Origin of the sequence: Paraburkholderia dilworthii (assembly GCF_000472525.1) — a bacterium.
Classification (GTDB): Bacteria; Pseudomonadota; Gammaproteobacteria; order Burkholderiales; family Burkholderiaceae; genus Paraburkholderia; species Paraburkholderia dilworthii.
This window is the reverse complement of sequence record NZ_AWZT01000002.1, coordinates 268,689-292,628: the sequence shown is the minus strand read 5'-3', so window position 1 is coordinate 292,628 and position 23,940 is coordinate 268,689. Positions and strand designations below refer to the sequence as shown.

Below are 23,940 nucleotides of genomic sequence, written 5' to 3'. Positions count from 1 at the left end.
GGACACTTCAAGATGAACTTCCAGCAATTGCGCTTCGTGCGCGAGGCCGTGCGGCAGAACATGAACCTGACCGAAGTGGCGAACGTGCTGTACACGTCGCAGTCGGGCGTATCGAAACAGATCAAGGACCTCGAGGACGAACTCGGCGTCGACATCTTCATTCGACGCGGCAAGCGCCTTACGGGTCTCACCGAACCGGGCAAGGCGGTGCATCAACTGATCGAGCGGATGCTGCTCGATGCGGAGAACTTGCGTCGCGTCGCGCGCCAGTACGCGGATCAGGACAGCGGCCATCTGGTCGTGGCGACCACGCACACGCAGGCCCGTTACGCGCTGCCGAAGGTGATTCGTCAGTTCACCGAGGTTTTTCCGAAGGTGCATCTGGCGCTGCGCCAGGGTAGTCCGCAACAAATCGCTCAGATGATCATCAATGGCGAAGCCGATATCGGCATTTCGACGGAAGCGCTCGACCGTTTCCCCGATATCGTCACGTTTCCGTGCTATTCGTGGCATCACGTGGTGGTCGTGCCGAAGGATCATCCGCTCGTTGGCCGCCCGAATCTGACGCTCGACGAAATCGCCGAATTCCCGATCGTCACGTATGACCAGGATTTTACGGGCCGCTCGCATATCGACCAGGCGTTCGCGAAAGCGGGAGCGCTGCCCGACGTGGTGCTGACCGCAATCGACGCCGACGTGATCAAGACCTACGTCGAGCTTGGAATGGGTATCGGCGTGGTCGCAGCAATGGCCTACGATCCGAAGCGCGACAGCGAACTGGTCGCGCTCGACACGCAGCATCTGTTCGAGGCGAGCACGACGCGTGTCGGCTTGCGCAAGGGCGCGTTTTTGCGCGCGTACGCGTACCGTCTGATCGAGATGTTCGCACCGCAACTGACCGAGGCGGAAATCGCCGCGCAGTTGCGCGAGGCAGTGTGAAGCGCTAGGAGCCGAAGCGGCTTTTGCCGGTTCAAAGGCGCGCGACGGCAGCGCATCATCGCTTACAATCGCCGCCATGAACTCACAGACCTCCTCCTCAAGCGCCGTGGCGCCGCTGCCGCGCATCGCCGTGCTCGCCACCGGCGGCACGATTGCCGGCGCGGCCGCCGACGCCACCAATACGTCGGGCTACCAGGCCGGTGTGGTCGGCGTCGAACAATTGCTGGCCGTCGTGCCGGCCTTGTCGACGGTGGCCCGCATCGCGCCCGAGCAGATCGCGAGCGTCGACAGCAAGGACATGGCGATGCCGCTGTGGACCACGCTCGCGCAACGCATCAACGCGCTGCTTGCCGCCGACGACATCGACGGCGTGGTGGTCACGCATGGTACCGATACGCTGGAAGAAACGGCGTATTTGCTGCATCTGACTATCAAGTCCGATAAGCCGGTGGTGCTGACAGCCGCAATGCGGCCGGCGTCGGCGTTGTCCGCCGACGGTCCGCTCAATCTGTTGAACGCCGTGACTGTCGCGGCAAATGCGGACGCGCGCGGGCAGGGCGTACTCGTTGCATTCAACAACAGGATTCACAGCGCGCGCGACGTGGTCAAGACGAGCACCTATGCCGTCGATGCATTCCAGTCGCCGGAAATCGGCGCGCTTGGCTGGGTGCAGGATGGACGCGTCGAGTTTCAGCGCAGCGTGGTGCGTCGGCATACGCTCGCGACTGAATTCGTGATCGGCGGGAATTGGCCGCATGTGGAAATCGTCGTGAGCTATGCCGGCGTGTCGCGCATTGCCGTCGATGCGCTCGTGACGGCCGGCGTGCGCGGCATCGTCGTCGCGGGCACGGGTAATGGTTCGATTCACGCGTCGCTCGCGCAGGCGCTTGCCGATGCCGCTTCGCAGGGCGTTGCGGTGGTGCGTTCGTCGCGAGTGGGCTCAGGGCATGTGATGCGCAATGGCGCAGCCGCCGACGATGCACTCGGCTTCGTCAGCGCCGGCTCGCTTAATCCGTACAAGGCACGCGTGCTGCTGATGCTGGCGTTGGCCGCGGGCGGCGCGGGGCCGGTCGCGCTGCAAAAGGCGTTCGATACGTATTGACGCTGCGCGGTCTTTAGCACAATGCGCTGAACGAAAAACGCGGCGCTCGAGTAGCTACTTCGAGCGCCGCGTTGTTGTTTACTGCGGTGTTTTACTCGCGCAATGTGGGCGCTTGCAATGGCTTATCACACAGCCGGAATCACCAGCACCTGGCCCGGATAGATCTTGTCCGGGCTCTTCAGCATCGGCGTATTGGCCTGGAAGATCACGTCGTTTTTCGCGCCGCTGCCGTAGTACTTCTCGGCGATCTTCCACAGGTTGTCGCCCGGCACCACCGTATGGAACTGCGTGGGTGCCGCGGCGGGCGCGGTCACGCTCAGTTGATCGTCCACCTTGTCGACGTTCTGCACATTGCCGGCTGCGACCAGAATCTTGTCCTTGGTCGACTGGTCCGCCGCTTCGCCCGATACGGTCACTGTGTGGCTCGTGCCGTCGTACGTGACTTGCAGACTGGTTGCGTCCAGACCCTGGCTGCGGATGTAAGTCGCGATCGCGTCGCCCGCGGTCTTGTTCAGCGCCGCAAGGTCGGGTGCGGCGGGCGCGGATTCAGCCTTGGCCGGCGTGGACGCGGCGCTGAACAGTTTTTCGCCGGCTTCCTTGATGAAACTGAGAATACCCATCGATCACACTCCTCATGTTGGTACGCAAGCATGCTTTGCGTACGGGTTAAGCACTCGTTGCGATGCACGCGGCCGCGAAGCGCCAGCGAACGGAACACGCCGCACAACGCGCATGCGATGACGAAGCGGCACGCGCGCCCGAATGCATCCAGCAGACTCACGAGTGTAGGAGAAAAGCTGATGGGGAAGTGTCAAGAAAGGTAGGGAGGCGGGCACGAAGTTGCAAGCAAATGCAAGCGAACGTGCATCCCGGCGGCGCATGAGCGAGCGCGCTGCGCGACTGAATGGCGGAAAAAGCATGAACAAGAATCCGACAGCCGGACACCCGACGACGACGTCTGACCGACCAAGGCTTCCCCGGCGTCGCCGGGTGCCGCTGCGGACCCCACTTTGCCGCTCTCAGCCCAGAGCGGCACGATTTGCCCGTTCCGCCACGATGCCGCGCGACGAACCGGGCGCCCCACTTGCGATTGCCGTGGCGTTGACGAGCCAACATCCGAGGCAATCGGTATTACTGAACTATCGGCGGGTTGCGAGGCATGCGGCCGTTGCTGATTCGAATCCGCAGCCCGCGAAGAAACGCCGCAGGATCAAGCTGCTTTCGCTTCGCTATCCGGCGCTTGCGCGACTTCATAGTTCGCCATGATTTCCAGCGCGCGAACCATCGCGGAGTGATCCCATGCCTTGCCGCCGTTGGCCGCGCATACGCTGAACAATTGCTGCGCACTCGCGGTGTGCGGCAGCGCGATGCCCAGCTTGCGCGCGCCGTCGAGTGCGAGGTTCAGATCCTTTTGATGCAGTTCGATACGGAAGCCCGGATTGAACGTGCGCCTGGTCATCCGTTCGCCATGCACTTCCAGAATGCGCGACGAAGCGAAGCCGCCCATCAACGCCTTGCGCACACGTTCCGGATCGGCACCCGAGCGGGACGCGAACAGCAGTGCTTCGGCTACCGCTTCGATGTTCAGCGCGACGATGATCTGGTTCGCGACCTTGCACGTCTGGCCTGCACCGTTCTCGCCGATCAGCGAGATGTTCTTGCCCATCAGTTCGAACAGCGGTTTTGCCTGCGCGAAGGCTTTTTCCGGACCGCCCACCATGATCGTGAGCGTTGCTTCGCGCGCGCCGACTTCGCCACCGGACACGGGCGCATCGAGGTAGTCGACGCCGAGCGCGTTGATCTTCTTCGCGAACTCCTGTGTATCGAGCGGCGAGATCGAGCTCATGTCGATCACGAGCTTGCCTGCCGTCAGACCGGCGGCCACGCCGTCGTCGGCGAACAGAACGTTGGCCACGTCAGGCGTATCGGGCACCATGATGATGACGATGTCGGCGGCTTGCGCGACCGCGGTCGAATTGGCCACGACGTTCGTGCTCTTGCCCAGATCTTCGGGCACCGGGTATGCGCCGTTTACGAACAGCGTGTGACCGCCCTTGATGAGGTTGCGCGCCATATGTGCGCCCATGATGCCGAGCCCGATGAAACCGATCTTTGCCATGTGTGTGAATCTCCAGTGTTTCCAGTGTTGTTTGCGGCCCCTTTACGGGGCTTTTATGGGCGCGTCATGCGCCTGATCTGACCGATGCCGTGTTCACAGCGCGTCGGTCAGGCCGCGGCGTGCGCGGCGCCGCGTGTTTGCCCAGCAACGCTTTGCACCCAGCCGAGGCCGGCGGTGGTGGTCGTGCGTGGCTTGTATTCGCAGCCGACGTAGCCGTCGTACCCAATCGAGTCGAGCAGGTCGAACAGGAACGGGTAGTTGATTTCGCCGGTGCCGGGTTCGTTGCGCCCCGGGTTGTCGGCGAGCTGGATATGCGCGATTTGCGGCAGATTCTTTTTGATCGTTGCCGCGAGTTCGCCTTCCATCCGTTGCATGTGATAGATGTCGTATTGCAGGAACAGATTGTCCGAGTCCACCGCGCGGATCACGTCGAGGCCTTCGGCCGAACGGTTCAGCGCGAAGCCCGGAATGTCGTAGGAATTACACGGCTCGACCAGTAGCTTGATGCCAGCCTTCTTCAATTCACCCGCAGCAAAACGCAGGTTATCGACGATGGTCGAGCGTGCCTTGTCCGCATCGACGCCCGCGGTCGGAATGCCGACGAGGCAGTTCAATTGCGGCACCTTCAGCGCGCTTGCGTATTCGATCGCACGGCCCACGCCTTCCTGGAACTCGCTCACGCGATCGGGCAGACACGCGATGCCGCGCTCGCCGGCCTCCCAGTTGCCCGCGGGCAAATTGTGCAGCACGAGCTTCAGCCGATTCTGCTCAAGACGCTCGCTCAACTCGGCGATTCGATACGGATACGGAAACAGGAATTCGACAGCGCTAAACCCCGCGTCCGCTGCGGCCGTGAAGCGCTCAAGGAACGGAACCTCGTTGAAAAGCATGGTGAGATTCGCTGCAAATTTCGGCATGGTACGTAGGTCTCTTTGGTCGGTCAGTGGAAAAGCTTCATGACGCGATTGCAACGAAGTCGTGCAATCGCGCTCAAGCGGTCGAAGTCGTACAGATCAGTCGAGCATGCTGATCGCAGTCGGCGCGTCTTCGCGCTTCGCGGCCAGTTCTTCGAACTCGTTGATCGCATCGATTTCCGTGCCCATCGAAATGTTGGTCACGCGTTCCAGAATCACTTCGACGACCACCGGCACGTTGAACTCGGAGAGCATCGACTGTGCTTTTTGCAGCGCGGGCTTAAGCTCTTCCGGCTTGAACACGCGAATCGCCTTGCAACCGAGACCTTCGGCCACCGCGACGTGGTCGACGCCGTAGCCGTTGGTTTCCGGCGAGTTGATGTTTTCGAAGCCGAGCTGCACGCAGAAGTCCATGTCGAATGCGCGCTGCGCCTGGCGGATCAGGCCGAGGTACGAGTTGTTCACGACCACATGCACGTACGGCAGCTTGAATTGCGCGCCGGCCGCGAGTTCTTCGATCATGAACTGGAAGTCGTAGTCACCAGAAAGCGCGACGATCGGTCGTTGTGGGTCAGCGGCGCGCACGCCGAGCGCTGCCGGAATCGTCCAGCCGAGCGGGCCAGCCTGGCCGCAGTTGATCCAGTTGCGCGCTTTATAGACATGCAGGAATTGCGCGCCGGCGATCTGCGAAAGACCGATCGTGCTCACGTAGCACGTGTCGCGGCCGAACACCTGGTTCATCTCTTCGTAGACGCGCTGCGGCTTCATCGGCACGTTGTCGAAGTGCGTCTTGCGATGCATGGTCTGCTTGCGCTGCTGGCAATCGGCGACCCATGCGCTGCGATCCTTCAGCTTGCCTGCGGCCTTCCATTCGTTGGCGACTTCGACGAACAGTTCGAGCGCGGCCTTCGCGTCCGACACGATGCCCAGATCCGGGCCGAACACGCGGCCGATTTGCGTCGGCTCGATGTCCACGTGCACGAACTTGCGGCCCTTCGTATAGACGTCGATGCTGCCCGTGTGACGGTTGGCCCAGCGGTTGCCGATGCCGAGCACGAAGTCGGAGGCAAGCATCGTCGCGTTGCCGTAGCGGTGCGAGGTTTGCAGACCGACCATGCCGGCCATCAGCGGATGGTCGTCGGGAATCGCGCCCCACGACATCAGCGTCGGAATCACTGGCACGCCGATGGTTTCGGCGAACGTGACGAGCAAATCCTCAGCGGCTGCGTTCAGCACGCCGCCGCCCGAGACGATCAGCGGCTTCTCGGAATCGTTGAGCAAGGTGAGGGCGGCTTCGATCTGTTTGCGCGTCGCCTTCGGCTTGTAGACCGGCAGCGGTTCGTAGGTGTCGATATCGAATTCGATTTCGGCGAGTTGCACGTCGATCGGCAAGTCGACCAGCACGGGGCCGGGACGGCCCGAGCGCATCAGGTGAAATGCCTGCTGGAACACGCGCGGCACGAGCGCCGGCTCGCGCACCGTCACGGCCCACTTGGTGACGGGCTTGGCGATCGATTCGATGTCGACGGCCTGGAAATCTTCCTTGTACAGACGCGCGCGCGGCGCTTGTCCGGTGATAGCCAGAATAGGGATCGAGTCGGCCTGAGCGGAGTACAAACCGGTGATCATGTCGGTGCCGGCGGGGCCCGACGTGCCGATGCACACGCCGATATTGCCCGGCTGCGCGCGTGTGTAACCTTCGGCCATGTGCGAAGCGCCCTCGACATGGCGCGCGAGCACGTGGCTGATGTTGCCCGCCCGGCGCATGGCCGAGTAGAACGGGTTGATCGCTGCGCCCGGCACGCCGAACGCGGTGTCGATACCTTCTTTTTCGAGCACCAGTACGGCGGCGTCGACGGCTCTCATCTTGGCCATGAATGTCTCCTGAATGTTTGGGATGGGCAAATAAGGCTGTTGAACGCACTTTAGGCTTGACCTAAAGGTTTGATAAGATCAGTCGGTGTCGCTTATTTCGAAACAAAAAGTATGGAATGGGGCGACGGAATGGTGGGCGGCGCGGGTGTTGGGCGTTGGGGGCTTTGCGTGAGACTGGACTTACGCGCTGAAAAGCGGATTTGGGGGCAGGTGAAGCGCTAGCTCGGGTCGACTCGCGGTGCGTGGGACACGAGTAAGCGCTGAAGCGCTAACTCGGATCGACTCGCGGTGCGTGGGACACGAGTAAGCGCTGAAGCGCCAACTCGGGTCGACACAGGAGACAACGGTGGATCGCTTCAAACAGATCGAAACCTTTGTGCGCGTCGCGGACGCGGGCAGCCTCGCCGCCGCGGCTTTGGAGGAGGGCGTGTCGCCTGTGATCCTCGGCCGCCGCATCGACGCGCTCGAAAAACGCCTCGGCGTGAAGCTGATGTACCGCTCGACGCGGCGGCTCGTCGTCAGCGAGGACGGCGCCGCGTTTCTGGAGCGCTGCCGCGGACTATTGACCGAATGGGACCAGGCCGAGAACGAACTGAGCGCCGGACGCCGCGCGGTGAACGGCCATCTGATCGTGTCGGCGCCCGCCGCGTTCGGCCGCAAGCACGTCGCGCCGCTCGCGCCGGCGTTTGTCGCCGACAAGCCGGAACTACAGGTGTCGTTCAACCTGACCGACCGCGTCGTCGATCTGGTGCGCGAGGGTTACGACCTGTCGATACGCATCGGCGGTGCGGTCGATCCGAACTTCGTCGCGGTGAAGCTGGCGTCGAACCGCCGCGTGGTTTGCGGCACGCCCGACTATTTTCGCAAGCACGGCAAGCCGAAAACGCTCGAGGACCTCCCGCGGCACAACTGTCTGGCGTTCAATCTGCAAGGCGGCCAGAACCGAGGCTGGTATTTCCGCCGTAACGGCAAGCTCGTCACGGTGCGTGTGGGCGGCACGCTCGATTGCAACGACGGCGAACTACTGCACCGCTGGGTGTCCGAAGGGCTTGGGCTCGGCTGGCGTTCCACGTGGGAAATCCAGCAGCAGCTCGCGCGCGGCGAACTGGAAACGGTGCTCGACGAATTCGCGCTGCCCGACTACGACATTCTCGCGGTCTACCCGCAGCAACGCTACGTGCCGGCCAAGGTGCGCTATTTCATCGATTACCTGAAAGAAATCTACGCGAGCGAGGATTACTGGAACCAGCCGGCGTATTAGCGCGCTGAGACCCGCGAGCATGGCGGCGTGGCGCAATCGCTGGCACCGCGGCGGGCGCGGCGTGGGAACAGGCGAGGAAGCGGACCTTGAAGCGCGAACCTCGAAGCGGCACGGAAGACACATCTGCAAGCGGCACAGAGGGTCGAAAGCGCCCGACGGGCAACCGAGCGACGAGGAAGCTCATATTGTTCGTGCAACGCCCAAGCTAAATCATTGAAAACACGCCTGAATCGCTTGCTGAGACGATGCAATGCCTTGCAAGCCGACCCCGATCGGGCTACAATCTTCGGCTTCTCACTTGCCGCACCGGTTCAGACGCCCGGGTGGCTTAAATCCACAAGGAGTGTGTATGCGTCATTATGAAATCGTCTTTATCGTGCATCCCGATCAGAGCGAGCAGGTGCCCGCCATGATCGAGCGTTACAAGGGCACGATCACGTCGCACGGTGGCCAGATCCACCGTATCGAAGACTGGGGCCGTCGCCAACTGGCCTACATGATCGAGAAACTCGCGAAGGCTCACTACGTCTGCATGAACATCGAATGCGACCAGACCACGCTCGACGAGCTGGAACACGCGTTCAAGTTCAACGACGCCGTGCTGCGTCACCTCATCGTCAAGATGAAGAAGGCCGAAACCGGCCCTTCGCCGATGATGAAGGAAGTGCAGCGCGAAGAAGCCAAGAAGTCGGCTGCTACGCAACCGTCCGAAGCGCAGGCTTAAGACACACTATTTAAGCTACCAGATCAAGCGTCACCCTCGTCAAAGGCTTCATGAACCGGCTGCAACTCACGGCCAGCGTCGTCGAACGCGAACCGGTGCGGTACACCCCCGCCGGCGTTCCGATTGCAGGCTGCACGTTGCACCACCGCACGGAAGTCGTCGAAGCCGGTATTGCCCGGCAAGTCGAACTGACCATGCAGGCGGTAGCCGCAGGCGAGGCGAGCGGTAAGCTGGAAAGCTGTCCGATGGGCGTGGAAACGCTCTTCACAGGCTTCCTGGCAAAAAAGCACCGCAACGCAAGAACTCTGGTATTTCACATCACAGCATTGCAGGACATTGGAAAGGACTGAATATGCCCCGCCCGACTGGTAAGAAATTCGACAAGCGTCGTCAGCAACAAAATCCGCTCTTCAAGCGCAAGAAGTTCTGCCGTTTCACGGCTGCTGGCGTCGAATACATCGACTACAAAGACATCGAAACGCTGAAGGACTTCATCGGCGAAAACGGCAAGATCACGCCGGCGCGTCTTACGGGTACGAAGTCGCACTATCAACGCCAGCTGGACACGGCCATCAAGCGCGCACGTTTCCTCGCGCTCGTGCCGTACACCGACCAGCACAAGGCCTAACCCGACGACGCGATAAGGAGCATCCGAATGCAAATCATTCTTCTGGAAAAAGTCGTCAATCTGGGCAACCTGGGCGATATCGTGAAGGTCAAAGACGGTTACGCACGTAACTTCCTGATCCCGAACAAGCAGGCTCGCCGTGCAACGAAGGAAGCGCTGGCTGAATTCGAAGTCCGCCGCGCTGAACTCGAAAAAACCGCCGCTGAAAAGCTGGCTGCTGCTCAAGCTCAAGGCGAAAAGCTGGCTGGCTCGACGGTTCAGATCGGCCAGAAGGCCGGTGTGGACGGCCGTCTGTTCGGCTCGGTGACGAACGCCGACATCGCCGAAGCACTGGGCAAGCAAGGTTTCGCAGTGGAAAAGGCGCAAGTGCGCCTGCCGGAAGGCCCGCTGAAGATTGTGGGCGATCACCCGGTTCAGGTTTCGCTGCACACCGACGTCGTTGTCGATGTGACGGTGTCGGTACTCGGCGAGCACGTGTAAGCCGACCGCATCTGAACTGACCGCATCAAGCATCAGATAGTATTGGCCAGGTTGTTGCTGGCTAAGGGCAGGGGCCGGGCAACCGGCCCCTGCCTTTTTTGTGGCCGTTATTTTTTGCTCCTCCCGCTGGCCGCGGTCGCCTGATTTCCACGATAATTCCTCTCCATGAACGCACCGTCCAAAGATCCCCAACTCGAGTCGCTGAAAGTCCCGCCGCATTCGATCGAGGCCGAGCAATCGGTGCTGGGCGGCTTGCTGCTGGACAACGCGGCGTGGGATCGCATCGCCGATTTCCTGTCGCAAAGCGATTTCTATCGCTACGATCACCGCATCATCTACGAGCACATCGGCAAGCTGATCGCGGCCACGCGTCCGGCCGACGTCATCACGGTTTACGAAGCGCTTGGAACGTCGGGCAAGGCGGAAGAAGTCGGCGGGCTCGCGTATCTGAACGCGCTCGCGCAAAACACGCCGAGCGCGGCGAATATCCGGCGTTATGCCGAAATTGTGCGCGACCGCGCAGTGCTGCGACGGCTCGTTTCCGTTGCCGATGAAATCTCCGCCGACGCCTTCAATCCGCAAGGCAAAGAAGTCCGGCAATTGCTGGACGAGGCGGAATCGAAGGTGTTTTCGATCGCCGAAGACGGCGCGCGCGGCACGCAGGGCTTCCTCGAGATCGGGCCGCTGTTGACTCAGGTGGTCGAGCGGATTGACACGCTGTATCACACCGCGAATCCGAGCGATGTAACCGGCACGCCGACTGGTTTCGTCGATCTGGATCGCATGACCTCGGGCATGCACGGCGGCGAGCTAATTATCGTCGCGGGGCGCCCGTCGATGGGTAAGACCGCGTTTTCGATGAACATCGGCGAATACGTCGCGGTCGAATACGGCTTGCCGGTCGCAGTATTCTCGATGGAAATGCCGGGCTCGCAACTCACCATGCGTATGCTCGGCTCGGTCGGCCGACTCGATCAGCACCGCATGCGAACCGGCCGTCTGACCGACGAAGATTGGCCGAAGCTCACGCACGCGGTGCAAAAAATGAGCGAGGCGCAGATTTTCATCGACGAAACCGGTGGACTGAATCCGATGGAACTGCGCTCGCGCGCGCGGCGCCTCTCGCGCCAGTGCGGCAAGCTTGGCCTGATCATCATTGACTACCTGCAACTGATGAGCGGCTCGTCGTCCGGCGAAAACCGCGCAACCGAAATCTCGGAGATTTCGCGATCGTTGAAGAGTCTCGCCAAAGAACTGGATGTGCCGGTGATTGCCTTGTCCCAGCTCAACCGGGGCCTGGAACAACGCCCGAACAAGCGGCCGATCATGTCGGACCTGCGTGAATCCGGCGCTATCGAGCAGGATGCCGACGTGATCCTGTTTATCTACCGCGATGAAGTGTATAACCCGGACAGCCCGGATAAAGGCACCGCGGAAATCATTATCGGCAAGCAGCGTAATGGTCCTATCGGGCCGGTTCGTCTCACGTTCCACGGCCAATTCACGAAGTTCGACAACTTTGCGGGCGCGCAGAATTTCTACGGCGATTAAGCGCGAATAGTGCCGGCCCAGCGGAAAAAACAGCGCCAAAGCAACCGGGCTGTTGTAACCGCGCTTTGCAAAGTGCTACATCGCGCCCGCAACGGTACAATATGGCGGTTTTATGTCAGCCATAATGTGACCAATTTTCGGGATCCCAATGTTCGGTCGATTCATGCCCACCGAGGGCAAATGTCAGTGTCCGGGGTTGTTCGGTACGATTCGAGTTAGACTTGACATGTTCTTGATAAGCAAGGACTTTTGGTCAAATTGGTTCGTTGGAGTCCGGCAGCGATTTTTCGTATAAAATTCGTATACGGAACTTCGTGAGGGTGTCGCGTGGTGAAAGTAAACATTCAATCGAAAACAGCACGTTCAAAGCTTGAGCCGCGCCGCGAGCCTTACTGGGCGCGCATCAGCACGGGTGTTCACGTCGGATACCGTAAGTTGGAATCGGGCGCGGGCACTTGGATTGGACGTCGCATGGGCGAGGACGGGAAATACCAGTTCAGTTCGTTCGGTGATGGACTTTACGAGTTTAACGAAGCTCGCAAACAGGTTGAGCGATGGGCCGATGAATTGGCGGCGGGTGTTCACCACGACAGAAAGACGGTTGCCGACATATGTCGCCTGTATGTCGAGAATCGGCGTATGGAGAAGGGTGAGGCGACCGCTTACGATGCCGAGGGCAGATTTAAGCGATTGGTCTATGAGGAACCCATCGGCGCAGTCAATATCGCAAGGCTGCGCCCTCTGGATGTCGAACGGTGGCGCAATGCACAACTAGACGATGCCTCCCCCGACGACGAGGAAAGCTACAAGCGCGCAAAGGATTCCGTGAACCGTAATCTCAAGTCGTTGAAAGCGGCGTTGAACTACGCCAAGGCGAGGCTCAAACTTGTTTCGAGTGATGCGGGCTGGAAGGAGGTAAATCAATTCCCTGATGTCGCTACCCGCCGGAAAGGCTGGTTGACCCCCGAGCAACGTACTCGCTTACTTCAGGCTATGCCGAATGATTTGCGCACGTTCTCGGTTGGGCTTTTGCATATTGGCGCGCGCCCGGGCGAACTTGCGAATGCCAACGTTGCCGACTTTGACCGTAGCGCAGGGCTCTTGATGCTCGACGGCAAAACGGGAAGTCGCAAGGTGCCGTTGTCGGACAGAGCGCGTGAATTCTTCGCTTCGCAGGCCAAAGATAAAATAGGTAACGCGCCCTTATTGACCACAGCGGACGCGCAGCGCTGGACCGCACCCGCTTGGGGTAGAGCGTTCCGGGAGGCTCGGGAAGTTGCCAGCATGCTGGACGCAGTTATGTACTGCATGCGACACACGTACATCAGCGAGTCGATAGCGCAGGGCATCGACGTTTACACGGTGGCCGAGTTGACGGGCACGAGCGTCGCAATCATCCAATCAAATTATGGGTCGTTCACCGACAATATCGTCGAACGGCTCAATCGCGTTTCAGTAATCGGCGAAAATTACTGAGCCGTCTTCGGCCGGTATTAAATGACAATCCATTGAATTCAAAACGATTAAACGGTTCTTTGTTTTTTCGGCTCACAAAGCGACTGTCAAAGGTGGCGCCCGATCTTGAGCCGATGGCATCCCTAGCCGGTAGATAATTAGTTCTGGTCTGTTGGTGGCGGGGCATCGGTACGATGACATCGTTAGCCCTTCGCCCGAGCAACCGACCATTACAAGCGCGTTCGCTCCGAGTTGCAGTGATTCAGGAACGGCGGGCAGGACAAGACCCCAGCGGCGGCGCTAAAGTTAAGGCTGATGAGATTCCCACGCTACTCTTCAATTTCAGGAAGCAGTGTTGGATCGAGGTCGATTGTGTGTTGCCTCGGATTCCGCTCGCAGATAAAGCGGTCATCCCGCGGCCCATTCTTGGGGCCAATATTCCGCAGGCGCATCTTTGAGCGGCACCACGGGCACGTTGCGGTGAAGCTGCTCAGATAAATTCCGTCGCGTGTGCCAGCCTCTAGGTAGTATTTTCGTAACAAGAACGGCTCGAAGCGCTTGCGGCGCAATACCGCTGCAACGACGAAAGAAAACGTACCCAGCATGAATAAAAACATAAACAACGCGTACCACGAGGAGTGCCGCGGCTGGGAGAACGGCTGAAACAGCGTGAAGTACAAACCTACAATGCTGGCAATTCCTGTAACGATACCGAAAACGCTAAGCGTTCCAGCCTTAATCGAAGCTCCACCTAGCACGGAGCTTCGCTTTATCGCCATTTGCTCTGGAGTAAAGGCTGGCTTGCCGCCATTTCCCAGGTTTAACGTGGCACCTCGGAAATCGCCAATACCGATATTTACGCTTCCATCGCCACTCTGTGTGCCGTTATTATCGCCGTTCACTTGTGTTCCCAAATAAAGAGCTCGGCCCCGAACGACAGGGCAATCCGTACACGGTCCCAATGCTTAGATATCAGACTAAGGCAGATTGTACATATTTACGTAGCGTGGTCCATCGACGCGCCAAGATTACCGCTGTCGCTTATCAGCTCGCCGGTAGCGCTGGACGGCACGGTCAACATACGTGCGTTTTTCTACCGTCCCCGAAGTGGCAGAGCGGTGGTAAAAAGGTCCTCTAAACCAATTGATTGACCGGTGTCAGCGCTGCAAAGGCCCTCGCTCGTTGCACCGCCCCTGTTGCGCCGAGGCGCCGTCCGCGGCCTCCATCAAAACAGCATTTGGAGATCAAGTTTTGAGCGGTTCGGATGCTTGGTCGGCTTAGCGTTCCCGGTAATCTAACCAATTGACGAGATTGCAGCCAAAAAGGAATGCATCCCGCTGTTAACTCTTAAGCTCAGCACACGCCCTTTTGACTGTTGCCGTGCCAACACCGAACTTGTCGGCGGTTTCCCGGATGCTCGCGCCGTGTTCCACCCGCCATGCCTTAATCGCGTCGTAGTCGTGTGAGCGTGCGCGTCCCTTGTATTTGCCTTTGACCTTCGCGATGGCAACTCCCCGACGCTGCATCTCCGCGCGGTTCAGATAGTCTGCTTCTCCCTGCGCGGCCATGAACGCTAGAATTGCGTCGCGCGTTGCTTTCTCGATGGGGTCTTTGGCCTTGCCGTCGAAGGTCATGCCGTTCAGCGTGCATTCGACGCGTACTTCCAGCGCCATCAATCGGCGCATGGTCGCATGTAGCTCGTCGTAGCGGCGGCTGATGCGGTCCAGCCAGCGCACAATGAGAATGCCGCCGTGCCGCAAGTCGTGCTCAGCTTTGCGCCACTGTTCCCGTGCGTCTGGAGCCACGTGATAGCCGCTCACGCCCTCGTCAATGAAAACGTCCTTGTCGTGCACGCCGTGGGCTCTAGCGTCCTCGTACTGGCTCGCGGAAGACTGGCCGTCCGTGGTGGAAATCCGCCCGTAATAAACTCTGCGCATGGTTTGTGCTGGATCATTTGAATTGGTGGATCGATTTTATCATGGATCAAATACCCGGTTGATCCTGTTGATCCATGGCCCAACGATCCGGCGCGTGGGCCGTTACGGTGTACCCAAAAGAGCCAGCGGGAGTAAGCGTCTTCGTGCGGAGACTGGCTCGGGGAGAATGCCGTAGCGCGGTGTCGCTCGAAGCCGGATATCGCGCAGTCGGTTGCAAACCGGTGTTTGCAACGCGATGGTTTTGCCCACATACGAACTCCGCCAGTATGTGAGCCTCGAATTTCGAATCCGGTTTCGAAATATGAATGTAAGGTTATGCGTCTGGAATTAATGCACCTTAAATCTGTGTCCTGGAAAAGACAGGCACAAAATTTGTGACATTCACTTGCCGGAAGATTCGGTAATATCCAATCCGAAAAAATAAATTCGGATAAAAATAATGCTACGGGGTGCTCGTGAGAGCATGCTGCGACTCGCCCAACAAGAGGCCGCGCAGCAGGCAAAGGTTTTTGATGCGACGGGAAGCGGCACAGCGGAGCCCAAGCGCCCGCTATGGATGAAAGCGACTGCCTGCGTAATGGCGGTCGTGACCTATCTGTTGCCCGGCGTGCTTACGCTGGACGAGGTCGCGCACGCCGCGCCGATCGTCGATCCGCGCGCACCCATTCCCTTCATGCCGAGCGTCACGCAGACGAGCACTGGCATACCCGCGGTCAATATCGCCGCGCCGAACGCGAACGGCATTAGCGTCAACAACTACCAGTCGTTCAATATCGACGGCAACGGACTGGTGCTGAACAACAGCCTCGCCGGTGGGACGCCATTGCTGGGCGGAACGCTTGCGGCGAACCCGAATCTGGCCGGCCGTACCGCGAGCGTCATCGTCAATCAGGTGACGGCAACCGGACCGGCTTCCACGCTGGTCGGTCCGCTCGAGGTCTTCGGCGGTCCCGCTTCCATCATCATCAGCAATCCCAATGGGCTATCGGTCAACGGACTGTCACTGACCAACGCGACGGGCCTCGTGTTGACCACCGGCACGCCGCAATTTGTGACCGCGGTCGCCGGGACATCGACTGACTTCGCGCATGCGGGCTCGCTGGCCTACAACGTGACGTCGGGCAACGTGTCGATCAATGGGCCGGCTGGCGTCAATGGACCGGGCGCGGGGATCGAGGGCACGGTGGGCAATATCGATGTGATCGCACAGACGATCAGTCTGAATGCACCGTTGCGGGCGAACCAGCGAATCAATCTGGTCACGGGCAATCAGCTCGTGAGCCCGACGGCATCAGACGCATCGGGGACGAACTACGGCACGGCATCGAACGGAGTAGCCAACACGGCGGCTGCGATCGGAAACCAGGCGATCGCGATCGATGCGAACCAGTATGGATCGGTGACGAGCGGGCAGATATACATCGTCTCGACGGCAGCCGGCATGGGCGTAAATACGCAGGGAGCGTTGTCCGCGACAGCAGGCAATCTGACCGTCACGTCAAACGGCGACATCGCGGTGAACTCGACTTACGCGCAACAGGCGGCGAGTCTGACAGGCGCGGGCAAAGTGTCCATGTCCGGCACCAATCTCGCGAATCAGTACACGGTCACCGCGAACGGCGACGTCGCAGCCAATACGGCCTCCGTGCAGTCGGTCCAGGACCTGAATATGACTGCGGGCGGCGGCCTGAACGTCGGCACCGCGCAGTCCAACGGCAGCGTCAATCTTCGGGCCGGTGCCGACATGTCGGTCGGCGCGGTGCAGACGGGCAATAACCTGTCGATGACGACAACGGGCAGCACCGGCAACGGTGACATGACGATCGGCGGTGCCGTGTCGGCGCCTGGCGTGATCGCGCTGAACGCGGCCCGTGATGCAACAGTGAATGGTGCGGTCACCGGCGGCAGCACCGTGCAGGTGCTCGCACAACGCAGCGCGACGGTTAATGGTCGCCTGTCGTCGTCGGGCGATCTCACAGTGGTCGGTCAAACGGGCAACGTAACGACTGCAGGAGATGTGCAGACGAGAGGAAATCTCAGCGCCGCTGCAGGCCAGACGATGGCGCTGGGCGGCAACGTTGCGGCAAACGGCAATGCGACGCTGAACGCGGGTACCGATCTCGGTATATCCGGCACATTGGCAGGCAATGGCACTGGCGTGCTGGGCGCGGGTGGCAATCTCACCGCGAATGGCGCCGTGACCTTCGGCCAGAACGCGACGCTTACCGCCGGCCGGAACGTCGATCTGCCTGGCGCCGTGACGGCAGGCGGAACCTTGAACGTGATGGCTGGCAACAGCTTGACTGTGGGTTCCGCTGCCGCGGCAGGCGACACAACCCTGGCAGCCAGCGGTGGCGCCGCAACGATCAACGGCGCAATCCTGAGCGGTGGGAACGCTGCTGTTAGTGCTGCAACAGACGTGGCCGTTGCCGGCAGCATTACGGGTAACAAGACGGGCAAGTTGAGCGGTGGTCGCGATGTGTCATCGAGCGGGGCGGTGACCTTTGGACAGGACGCGGTCGTTACGGCCGGGCGCAACGTTGATCTTGCCGCTGCTGTAAAAGCTGGCGGCAACTTCGCCGTTACGGCTGACAATAACGCGACCGTGGGCGGCGCGGGTGTGGTGGGCAATACGACGCTGATTGCAACAAGCGGTGCCGTAACCGTCAACGGCGCGCTCGCTACCGGTGGCAACACAATCGTGAGTGCCGCCACGGACGCAATCGTCTCCGGCGCGATCACCGGCAATGGCACAGGAAATCTGAGTGCGGGACGCAATCTGTCGGGTGGCGGCACGGCAGGCTTCGGGTCGGACGCAACCTTGAGTGCAGGGCAGGCGATCAACCTGTCCGGGTCGTTGCAAACGGGCGGCAATCTGAGTGCCACTGCGGGTACCAGTCTGACGGTGGGTGCCGCGACCGCAGTAGGCAATGCCACGCTCAAAGCTAACGGAGGGGACGCCGCGATCAACGGCGCGGTCCTCAGTGGTGGCGATCTCAATGCGCGGGCCACGGGCAACCTCACTGTGACGGGGAGTGTGACCAGTCTCGGGAAGACCGCTTTGACGGCCCAAGGCGGCAATCTCGCCGCACAGGGTGGGTTGAACGCAGCGGGCGACGCTACATTAGCGGCGGCCCACAATCTCGCGGTGACAGGCACGACGCAGGTTGGTGGCGACGCGACCCTGACCGGTGCAAGCATCGGCACGGGCGGAACGACCACCGTTTCGGGTAATCTCGTGGCGACCGCGCAGAACGGTCTCGACCTGTCCGCCGGGCAACTGAACGTCGTGAAAAACGCTACGTTATCCGGTGTCAACGTGACGACGGGCAACGCGCTGATTGGCGGGAATCTCAGCGCGAACGCGTCGAATCAGTTGACGACGGCTGGCGCCCAGACGCTCGTGCAAGGCACGGCTACATTGTCTGGTCAGAACGCGGTCGTGAACACGGGTAGCGTGCTGGCGGGCGGCGCACTGACGGTGGCCGGCGCGAGTGTAACGAATACGACGAACGCAAGCCTTATCTCAACTGCTACGACGACCGTCAATGCGACGAACCTGAACAACCAGGGATCGATTGCCGGCTTGACGACCGCTGTTACGGCGAATGGCGTGCTCACGAACAACGGCGGCGCGATTATCGGCACCAATGCGCTGAATGTCACGACCGGCAATCTGGCGGGCAACAGCAACGGGGTGATTTTTGCAGGCAGCACCAGCGCCGCGAATCCCGGTGTGCCCGGCGATGCGACGGTCACGGTGACAGGCGGCAACGGCACGTTCAACAACGCCGGCGGCCAGATTCTCGCGCAGAACAATCTGACGTTGAATCTCGCGAACCAGGCGTTCGATCCGTCGTCGGCTTTGAGCGGCATGCTCAATCTCGGCAACACGCTGACGATTAATACGCTGCAATTGAACAACGCGGGCACGTGGGCGATGCCGGGCAACAGCGTCGCTATCAACGCGACGCAGGGCTTCAGCAACAGCGGCACGATCAGCAAGGCCGGCGACATCACGCTGTCGACCAACGGCACGCTGCTCAATAGCGGCACGATCAGCGCAGGCAATGACGTCAACCTGTCCGGCACGATCGTCAATCAGGCGGGCGGGACGATCCACGCCAACGAGGACGTCAACCTCACCGGCGTGACGACCAATCAGGGTACGGTCAGCGCGGTGCGCGACATCAACCTGAACGGCAGCAGTTACGACAACAGCGGCGCGACGACCGCGGCAGGGCGCAATCTGAACGCGAACCTGGCCGGCGACCTGACGAATATCGGCGGCAAGATCACCGCGCAGAACGACATCACGATCACGGCCGCCGATGTGAACAACAGCCGGGCCGGCGCAAACACGACGACCACCACGACGTCGAGTACGACGATTGCGGCGGCGGGCATGGGATCGGCGTTTCTATCGACGGCGATCGGATCGCTGACATTCTCTGGTTCCACGACAAACCAGATCGACGGTTCGACCAATACCTATTCGGGTTCGCTCACCGGGCGCATCGGCGATTTCCAGCCGGCTTCGGCGACGGAAGTTGCGCCCGCCGATCTGAGCGGTGGTACGTTTAACGGCATTGCGCTGCCCACGGTCACGCAGTCCATCACGACGACACAGCCTACCGGTCAGGCAGGTGTGATTGCAGCTGGACACGATCTGTCGATCACGACCGGCACGTTGAACAATCACGGCAGCACGATCTCGGCCGGGCACAACATCGCGTTGAATGTGGCGGCGCTCGACAACGGCGGCGATGCGGTGACGAGTACGATTACCGACAGCATCGACAGTGGCGCATTCTCCAGTTTTCTGGCACAGCTCAGTGCGGCGTATACGGCGGGGACCTTGGTCCCGATGCTGCAATCCATCGACGATCAGGGCAATCCCGCTGCCGGCACGTATAACCCGAACTCAGCGAGTATCGGCGTGGGCAGCGCGCCGCCGGCTCCGCAAACTTCGACGCTTACCGTCTATACGAACCAGAACGCCGGTCAGATCGTCGCAGGCAACGATCTGGCGCTGACCGGTACGGCCGGCGGGTTGACGAACACGGGCAGCCTCTACGCGGTCGAGGACTTGCGCATTACCGCGAGCGGCTTCACGAATCAGGGCTATTACACAGGCTCCGTGACGTCGAAGACGGGTTGTGCGTCCGGCGTCTCCGTAGCGCAATGCGGTTATATAGGAACGGTGATCTCGTCACCCAGTGGCAACGACGTCTACTATCAGCGGCCGGGGCAGGATGTCACCGATGCGATGACGAGCTCCCAATTCTTCTGGGCGCTTGCGGGTAGTTTCAACGCGACCTATGGGCCGGGCAACGACGCCACGCTGGTCTACGGCGATCAGACCACCACGCAAAGCTACGGCTACACGCAGACGAACAGCACGGTGTTCGCCGGGCGCGACCTCATCATCGCGGCGCCGGCCGTGAACAACACCTACGGCAATCTGCTTGCCGGCCGCGACGTCGTGATCGGCGGTTCGGGGACCACGCGTAGCAACACCGACCCGACCAACCCGCAGACCAATCTCACGCAGTCGGCCAGCGTGACGAATACATCGGGCAATATCCAGGCGGGCCGCGATATCGCGATTAATACCGCTGCGTTGACCAATGCGTTGGCCGCGCCCGTGCAGATTTATCAGAACTTCGGCAAGACCGCCGTGGCCGGTTGCAGCGGCGCCAATCTGCACTACTGCGACGCCTTCACCGACCAGCAATCAGGCGATGCATCGACGATCACGGCGAATCGTAACCTGTCGTTCAGCGTGGGCACGTTGTTCAACACGGGTAGCCTGATCACGGCGGGCGCGCAGGCGTCGATTGCGGCGACATCGACGGTGACCAATCAAGACCAGACGCTGAACGCTTACTGGCATGACGCCTTCTACGGTGGCGTGATCGGCGGGTCGAAGCCGCCTGATAACTTCGGCTGCGGAACGGCAGCAAACTGCTCGACGCTTTTCGGCAGTGCGTACCACGCGAGCGACAGCGTTCAGCCCCCCACGCCGTACAAAAGCCTGTCAGGCACGATACAGGCCCCGTCGTTGTCGGTGACCGCTGGCGGTCAATTGCAGAACTCGGGCAACGTCCTAGGGCAGCAGGTTGCGTTGACGGGGGCGACGCTCGTCAACGGGCTGACATCGCCGGCTGTCTACACGCCTCAACCGACGGGCTCGAATCAGGTCATTCCGTTGGGCCCGGTAGGTGTGCCGGTCGTTGCGTCAAATGCAGCGAATAAGGCCGCGAATATGGTAGCCATCGGCGCAGGTCTGTCGGGGGCGTCAGGCATTGCAGGCGGCATTGCAGCCGTGTCCAGCGGGTCGTTGAGTACGGCAGGAAGTACGTCCGCAGGCGTGAGCGCGCCAGGTAATGCCGCAGGGACGATCACCACGCCGACCTTGAGCGCGAGTTCTCCGTCGGTGCCAGCGTCTCCGGGCGTTTCGGTCGTGACTGGGGAGTCTGCAGCCAGTGGTGCTCCGAACATCAGCTATCTGGTCAACAGTCCGGCTTCGCTGGTGATCGGCAACATCGGGCCAAGCCAGTTGCTGGCGAACCTGCCCGCAAGCTTGCAGCCGAACACCACGCAGTTTTACTACGATCCGTTCACTGAAGATCAACTCCTACAGCAGGCGGCGCTGACACAGACGGGGCAGGCTAGCTTCGTGAGCGGGCTGTCTTACGACAACACCAGGCAGTCGTCCATCACGGATCAGGAGAAGAAAGCGCTGTACGGCAACGCGATCCAGTACGCCGAGGCGAACAACATTGCGCTGGGTACGGCGCTGACGCAGAACCAGATCGCCGCACTCGACAAGCCGATGCTCTGGTATGTCGAAGAGACCGTGCCTGAGCCGGGATGTACCGCAACCGGGACGGCGACCTGTCCGACGGTTGATGCGCTGATGCCGCAGGTGTATCTGCCGCAGAACTACGCCGTAGTTCTGCACGACGGCACGATCAGTGGGCAGAACGTCACGCTCACCGCGTCGAACGGTGGTTCGATCACGAATACCGGCTCCATTACGGCGACGGACACGTTGACGGTTAACGCGGGTTCGTTGACGAACCAGCAGCGTTCGACGGACATTGGGACGCAGAGTACCTACATTCCCGATCTCTATGAGTTGATTACGACTACGGGCACCGTCGCGCAACAGGGCGGGTTCATGTCGGCCGGAAATTACCAGTTGAATGTCGATGCGGTAAACCAGATCGGCGGCGCGCTGCAGAAGCTCAATACGGATGGCACGGTTGACACGGCGGGGACGCAGCAGCAACTGGCGGCGCTGAAGACGCAGTTGGGCAGCAGCTTTACGCAGTCGACGGTGCAGAACGATCTGCATACGAGTGTGACGTCGCTGGCGGATAGCGCGGGGATGTTTCAGACGATCGGGATGCTGGCGGTGATGGTGGTCGCGTCGGTGATTACGGCGGGGGCAGCGTCGGCCGTGATCGGGGTGGGCGCCCCTGCAGGCAGCGCGCTTGCGGCCGGTACGGCGGCCACGGCGGGGGCCGCCGCAGTGCCGGCGGGGGTGGCAAATATCGCGTTGTCCGCGGGTATTGCGGGGATGACGAGCAGCGCGCTGGGGCAGGCCGCAAACGGCACGTTCAGTCTCAACTCGATGCTTGAAGCTGGCGCTACAGCGTTCGTGACCGCGGGGCTGACGAACGGAATCACGGTAAGCGGCGGCACCCCAGGATGGACGTGGACCGCGTCGCCTAACAGTCTGGCGTCGCTGGCGGGCGTGCAGAGTGTCGGCAATGCACTGGTGCCGCAGGCCGGGCAGGTGACGGCGAGCACGGTGCTCGCGCAGGGCGCGGCGATTGCGGGCGAAGCGACGATTCAGGCCGGTGTGCAGACTGCGATTGGTGGCGGCAGCTTCCTGACGAATCTGCGCAACAGCGCGGTGAGCGATGTCGCGGCGGCTGCGGCGTACGCTATCGGTAGCAGTACCGATCCGCTGACGCTTGAAAACGTGGCGGAGCATGCGATCCTCGGTTGTGCGGCGAGTGCCGCCGAAGGTAATGGATGCGCAGGCGGTGCATTGGGAGCGGCGACGAGTGCGGTCGTCACGCCGTTTGCGCTGGCCGGTATCGATCCGAGTGCGTCGGCACCGGATGCAGGGCAGACAGCGGCGATCGCGGCCATTGCCATGCTTGCAGGCGGCGGTGTGGCCGGAGCGCTCGGGCAGAACGTAGGGCCGGCCGCGACCTGGGCGCGGAACGAGGCACTGAACAACGACCTCGCTTCACTCCTCCATATGCAGGCGGCTGTCGGTGCGGCGCAGAGTGCCTTTGCGACAGCCGGTAACTCGTTGTCGGGAGTCTGGAACGGGATGGTTAGCGTTGGCGAGATGGTTGCGAATATCCCCAACGGGGGGCCGTTCGCTTCGCCGGGCGATCCGGGGTATATCTCCGCAAGCAAGTTGAAGTTGCCGTATTCACCGGGCGATCAGGTCGGACCAGCCGCCGAATTCCTGACTGCTGCGCTGGCGACCAGGGGCGTTGGCCAAGGTGCGGCAGATGCGGAAGCTGAAGCGATTGCCGGGAGTGCCTCAGCCAGCGCAGGTGGAACCAGCCGGTCGACTGCGCTTGCTACGTTACAGTGGCCGCCGAACGGCGGGGTCTGGGGTGTCGCGGAATCGACTACGTTGCAACCGGGGACGTTGATAGATCGATTTGGTAATTCGATGGGCACCTATGCCGCACCCGCAGGCGCGCCGTTCAATACTCGTGGATTGCCTGTTGGCTCTTATGAGGCTCCTTATAATGCCTATCAGGTGGTGTCTCCGCTCACGGTTCAGCAGAGTTATGTGATGCCATGGTTCGGTTCCACGACGGGCATTCAGTTCCAGTTGCCTCAGAGCGTCACCAGCTTATTGGAGCAGGGTGTCCTTGCGCCGGTTACTTTACCCAAACCTCCATTGAAATAGAG

General features: G+C 60.9%; 16 protein-coding genes. 10 read left to right on the top strand and 6 right to left on the bottom strand.

The window, feature by feature from the left end:
- The first annotated feature begins 12 nt into the window (after nucleotides 1-12).
- Both F759_RS0104980 and F759_RS0104975 read left to right on the top strand, forming a co-directional pair.
- Nucleotides 13-939, top strand: coding sequence for a CysB family HTH-type transcriptional regulator (locus F759_RS0104980; protein WP_020065801.1), 927 nt, complete (start codon nucleotides 13-15; stop codon nucleotides 937-939).
- A 76-nt stretch (nucleotides 940-1,015) separates the two neighbouring features.
- Nucleotides 1,016-2,041 (top strand): asparaginase, encoded by a 1,026-nt coding sequence (locus F759_RS0104975; RefSeq protein ID WP_027798882.1) that lies wholly within the window; start codon nucleotides 1,016-1,018, stop codon nucleotides 2,039-2,041.
- Nucleotides 2,042-2,166: 125 nt separating this feature from the next.
- On the opposite strand, the gene lysM is transcribed toward F759_RS0104975, so the two are convergent.
- From lysM to gcl, 4 genes are all read right to left on the bottom strand, one after another.
- Nucleotides 2,167-2,661, bottom strand: coding sequence for a peptidoglycan-binding protein LysM (lysM, locus tag F759_RS0104970; RefSeq protein WP_027798881.1), 495 nt, complete (start codon nucleotides 2,659-2,661; stop codon nucleotides 2,167-2,169).
- A 590-nt stretch (nucleotides 2,662-3,251) separates the two neighbouring features.
- Nucleotides 3,252-4,160, bottom strand: coding sequence for a 2-hydroxy-3-oxopropionate reductase (locus tag F759_RS0104965; RefSeq protein WP_027798880.1), 909 nt, complete (start codon nucleotides 4,158-4,160; stop codon nucleotides 3,252-3,254).
- Nucleotides 4,161-4,267: 107 nt separating this feature from the next.
- Entirely contained in the window at nucleotides 4,268-5,077 is an 810-nt protein-coding gene (otnI, locus tag F759_RS0104960; RefSeq protein WP_027798879.1) for a 2-oxo-tetronate isomerase, read from the bottom strand.
- Nucleotides 5,078-5,173: 96 nt separating this feature from the next.
- Entirely contained in the window at nucleotides 5,174-6,949 is a 1,776-nt protein-coding gene (gene gcl / locus F759_RS0104955) for a glyoxylate carboligase (RefSeq protein ID WP_027798878.1), read from the bottom strand.
- Nucleotides 6,950-7,295: 346 nt separating this feature from the next.
- On the opposite strand from gcl, the gene F759_RS0104950 reads away from it, so the two are divergent.
- From F759_RS0104950 to F759_RS0104920, 7 genes are all read left to right on the top strand, one after another.
- Entirely contained in the window at nucleotides 7,296-8,210 is a 915-nt protein-coding gene (locus F759_RS0104950) for a LysR family transcriptional regulator (protein ID WP_027798877.1), read from the top strand.
- A 349-nt stretch (nucleotides 8,211-8,559) separates the two neighbouring features.
- Nucleotides 8,560-8,934, top strand: a complete 375-nt coding sequence (rpsF, locus tag F759_RS0104945) for a 30S ribosomal protein S6 (RefSeq protein ID WP_027798876.1) — start codon at nucleotides 8,560-8,562, stop codon at nucleotides 8,932-8,934.
- Nucleotides 8,935-8,984: 50 nt separating this feature from the next.
- Nucleotides 8,985-9,284, top strand: coding sequence for a primosomal replication protein N (gene priB / locus F759_RS0104940; RefSeq protein ID WP_027798875.1), 300 nt, complete (start codon nucleotides 8,985-8,987; stop codon nucleotides 9,282-9,284).
- 2 nt (nucleotides 9,285-9,286) lie between these two features.
- Nucleotides 9,287-9,562, top strand: coding sequence for a 30S ribosomal protein S18 (gene rpsR, locus F759_RS0104935; RefSeq protein WP_006048825.1), 276 nt, complete (start codon nucleotides 9,287-9,289; stop codon nucleotides 9,560-9,562).
- 27 nt (nucleotides 9,563-9,589) lie between these two features.
- Nucleotides 9,590-10,042, top strand: a complete 453-nt coding sequence (gene rplI, locus F759_RS0104930) for a 50S ribosomal protein L9 (protein WP_027798874.1) — start codon at nucleotides 9,590-9,592, stop codon at nucleotides 10,040-10,042.
- A 165-nt stretch (nucleotides 10,043-10,207) separates the two neighbouring features.
- A complete protein-coding gene (locus F759_RS0104925) occupies nucleotides 10,208-11,593 on the top strand; it encodes a replicative DNA helicase (protein ID WP_027798873.1) in 1,386 nt (461 codons plus the stop codon).
- A gap of 330 nt (nucleotides 11,594-11,923) precedes the next feature.
- Nucleotides 11,924-13,069, top strand: a complete 1,146-nt coding sequence (locus F759_RS0104920; RefSeq protein ID WP_036023622.1) for a tyrosine-type recombinase/integrase — start codon at nucleotides 11,924-11,926, stop codon at nucleotides 13,067-13,069.
- Between the two features lie 308 nt (nucleotides 13,070-13,377).
- Here F759_RS0104920 and F759_RS0104915 read toward each other — a convergent pair whose 3' ends face one another.
- Complete coding sequence (locus F759_RS0104915) at nucleotides 13,378-13,950, bottom strand: hypothetical protein (protein WP_152530587.1); 573 nt, start codon at nucleotides 13,948-13,950, stop codon at nucleotides 13,378-13,380.
- Between the two features lie 438 nt (nucleotides 13,951-14,388).
- Nucleotides 14,389-14,985, bottom strand: a complete 597-nt coding sequence (locus F759_RS0104910) for a recombinase family protein (protein ID WP_027798870.1) — start codon at nucleotides 14,983-14,985, stop codon at nucleotides 14,389-14,391.
- Nucleotides 14,986-15,541: 556 nt separating this feature from the next.
- On the opposite strand from F759_RS0104910, the gene F759_RS37245 reads away from it, so the two are divergent.
- On the top strand, nucleotides 15,542-23,938 hold the full coding sequence (locus F759_RS37245; protein ID WP_161633305.1) for a two-partner secretion domain-containing protein: 8,397 nt from the start codon (nucleotides 15,542-15,544) through the stop codon (nucleotides 23,936-23,938).
- Nucleotides 23,939-23,940: the final 2 nt, after the last annotated feature.

Coding starts and splice junctions, on each gene's coding strand:
- F759_RS0104980 (WP_020065801.1), top strand. CDS start 13: ATGAACTTCCAGCAATTGCGCTTCGTGCGCGAGGCCGTGCGGCAGAAC.
- F759_RS0104975 (WP_027798882.1), top strand. CDS start 1,016: ATGAACTCACAGACCTCCTCCTCAAGCGCCGTGGCGCCGCTGCCGCGC.
- lysM (WP_027798881.1), bottom strand. CDS start 2,661: ATGGGTATTCTCAGTTTCATCAAGGAAGCCGGCGAAAAACTGTTCAGC.
- F759_RS0104965 (WP_027798880.1), bottom strand. CDS start 4,160: ATGGCAAAGATCGGTTTCATCGGGCTCGGCATCATGGGCGCACATATG.
- otnI (WP_027798879.1), bottom strand. CDS start 5,077: ATGCCGAAATTTGCAGCGAATCTCACCATGCTTTTCAACGAGGTTCCG.
- gcl (WP_027798878.1), bottom strand. CDS start 6,949: ATGGCCAAGATGAGAGCCGTCGACGCCGCCGTACTGGTGCTCGAAAAA.
- rpsF (WP_027798876.1), top strand. CDS start 8,560: ATGCGTCATTATGAAATCGTCTTTATCGTGCATCCCGATCAGAGCGAG.
- priB (WP_027798875.1), top strand. CDS start 8,985: ATGAACCGGCTGCAACTCACGGCCAGCGTCGTCGAACGCGAACCGGTG.
- rpsR (WP_006048825.1), top strand. CDS start 9,287: ATGCCCCGCCCGACTGGTAAGAAATTCGACAAGCGTCGTCAGCAACAA.
- rplI (WP_027798874.1), top strand. CDS start 9,590: ATGCAAATCATTCTTCTGGAAAAAGTCGTCAATCTGGGCAACCTGGGC.
- F759_RS0104925 (WP_027798873.1), top strand. CDS start 10,208: ATGAACGCACCGTCCAAAGATCCCCAACTCGAGTCGCTGAAAGTCCCG.
- F759_RS0104910 (WP_027798870.1), bottom strand. CDS start 14,985: ATGCGCAGAGTTTATTACGGGCGGATTTCCACCACGGACGGCCAGTCT.
- F759_RS37245 (WP_161633305.1), top strand. CDS start 15,542: ATGAAAGCGACTGCCTGCGTAATGGCGGTCGTGACCTATCTGTTGCCC.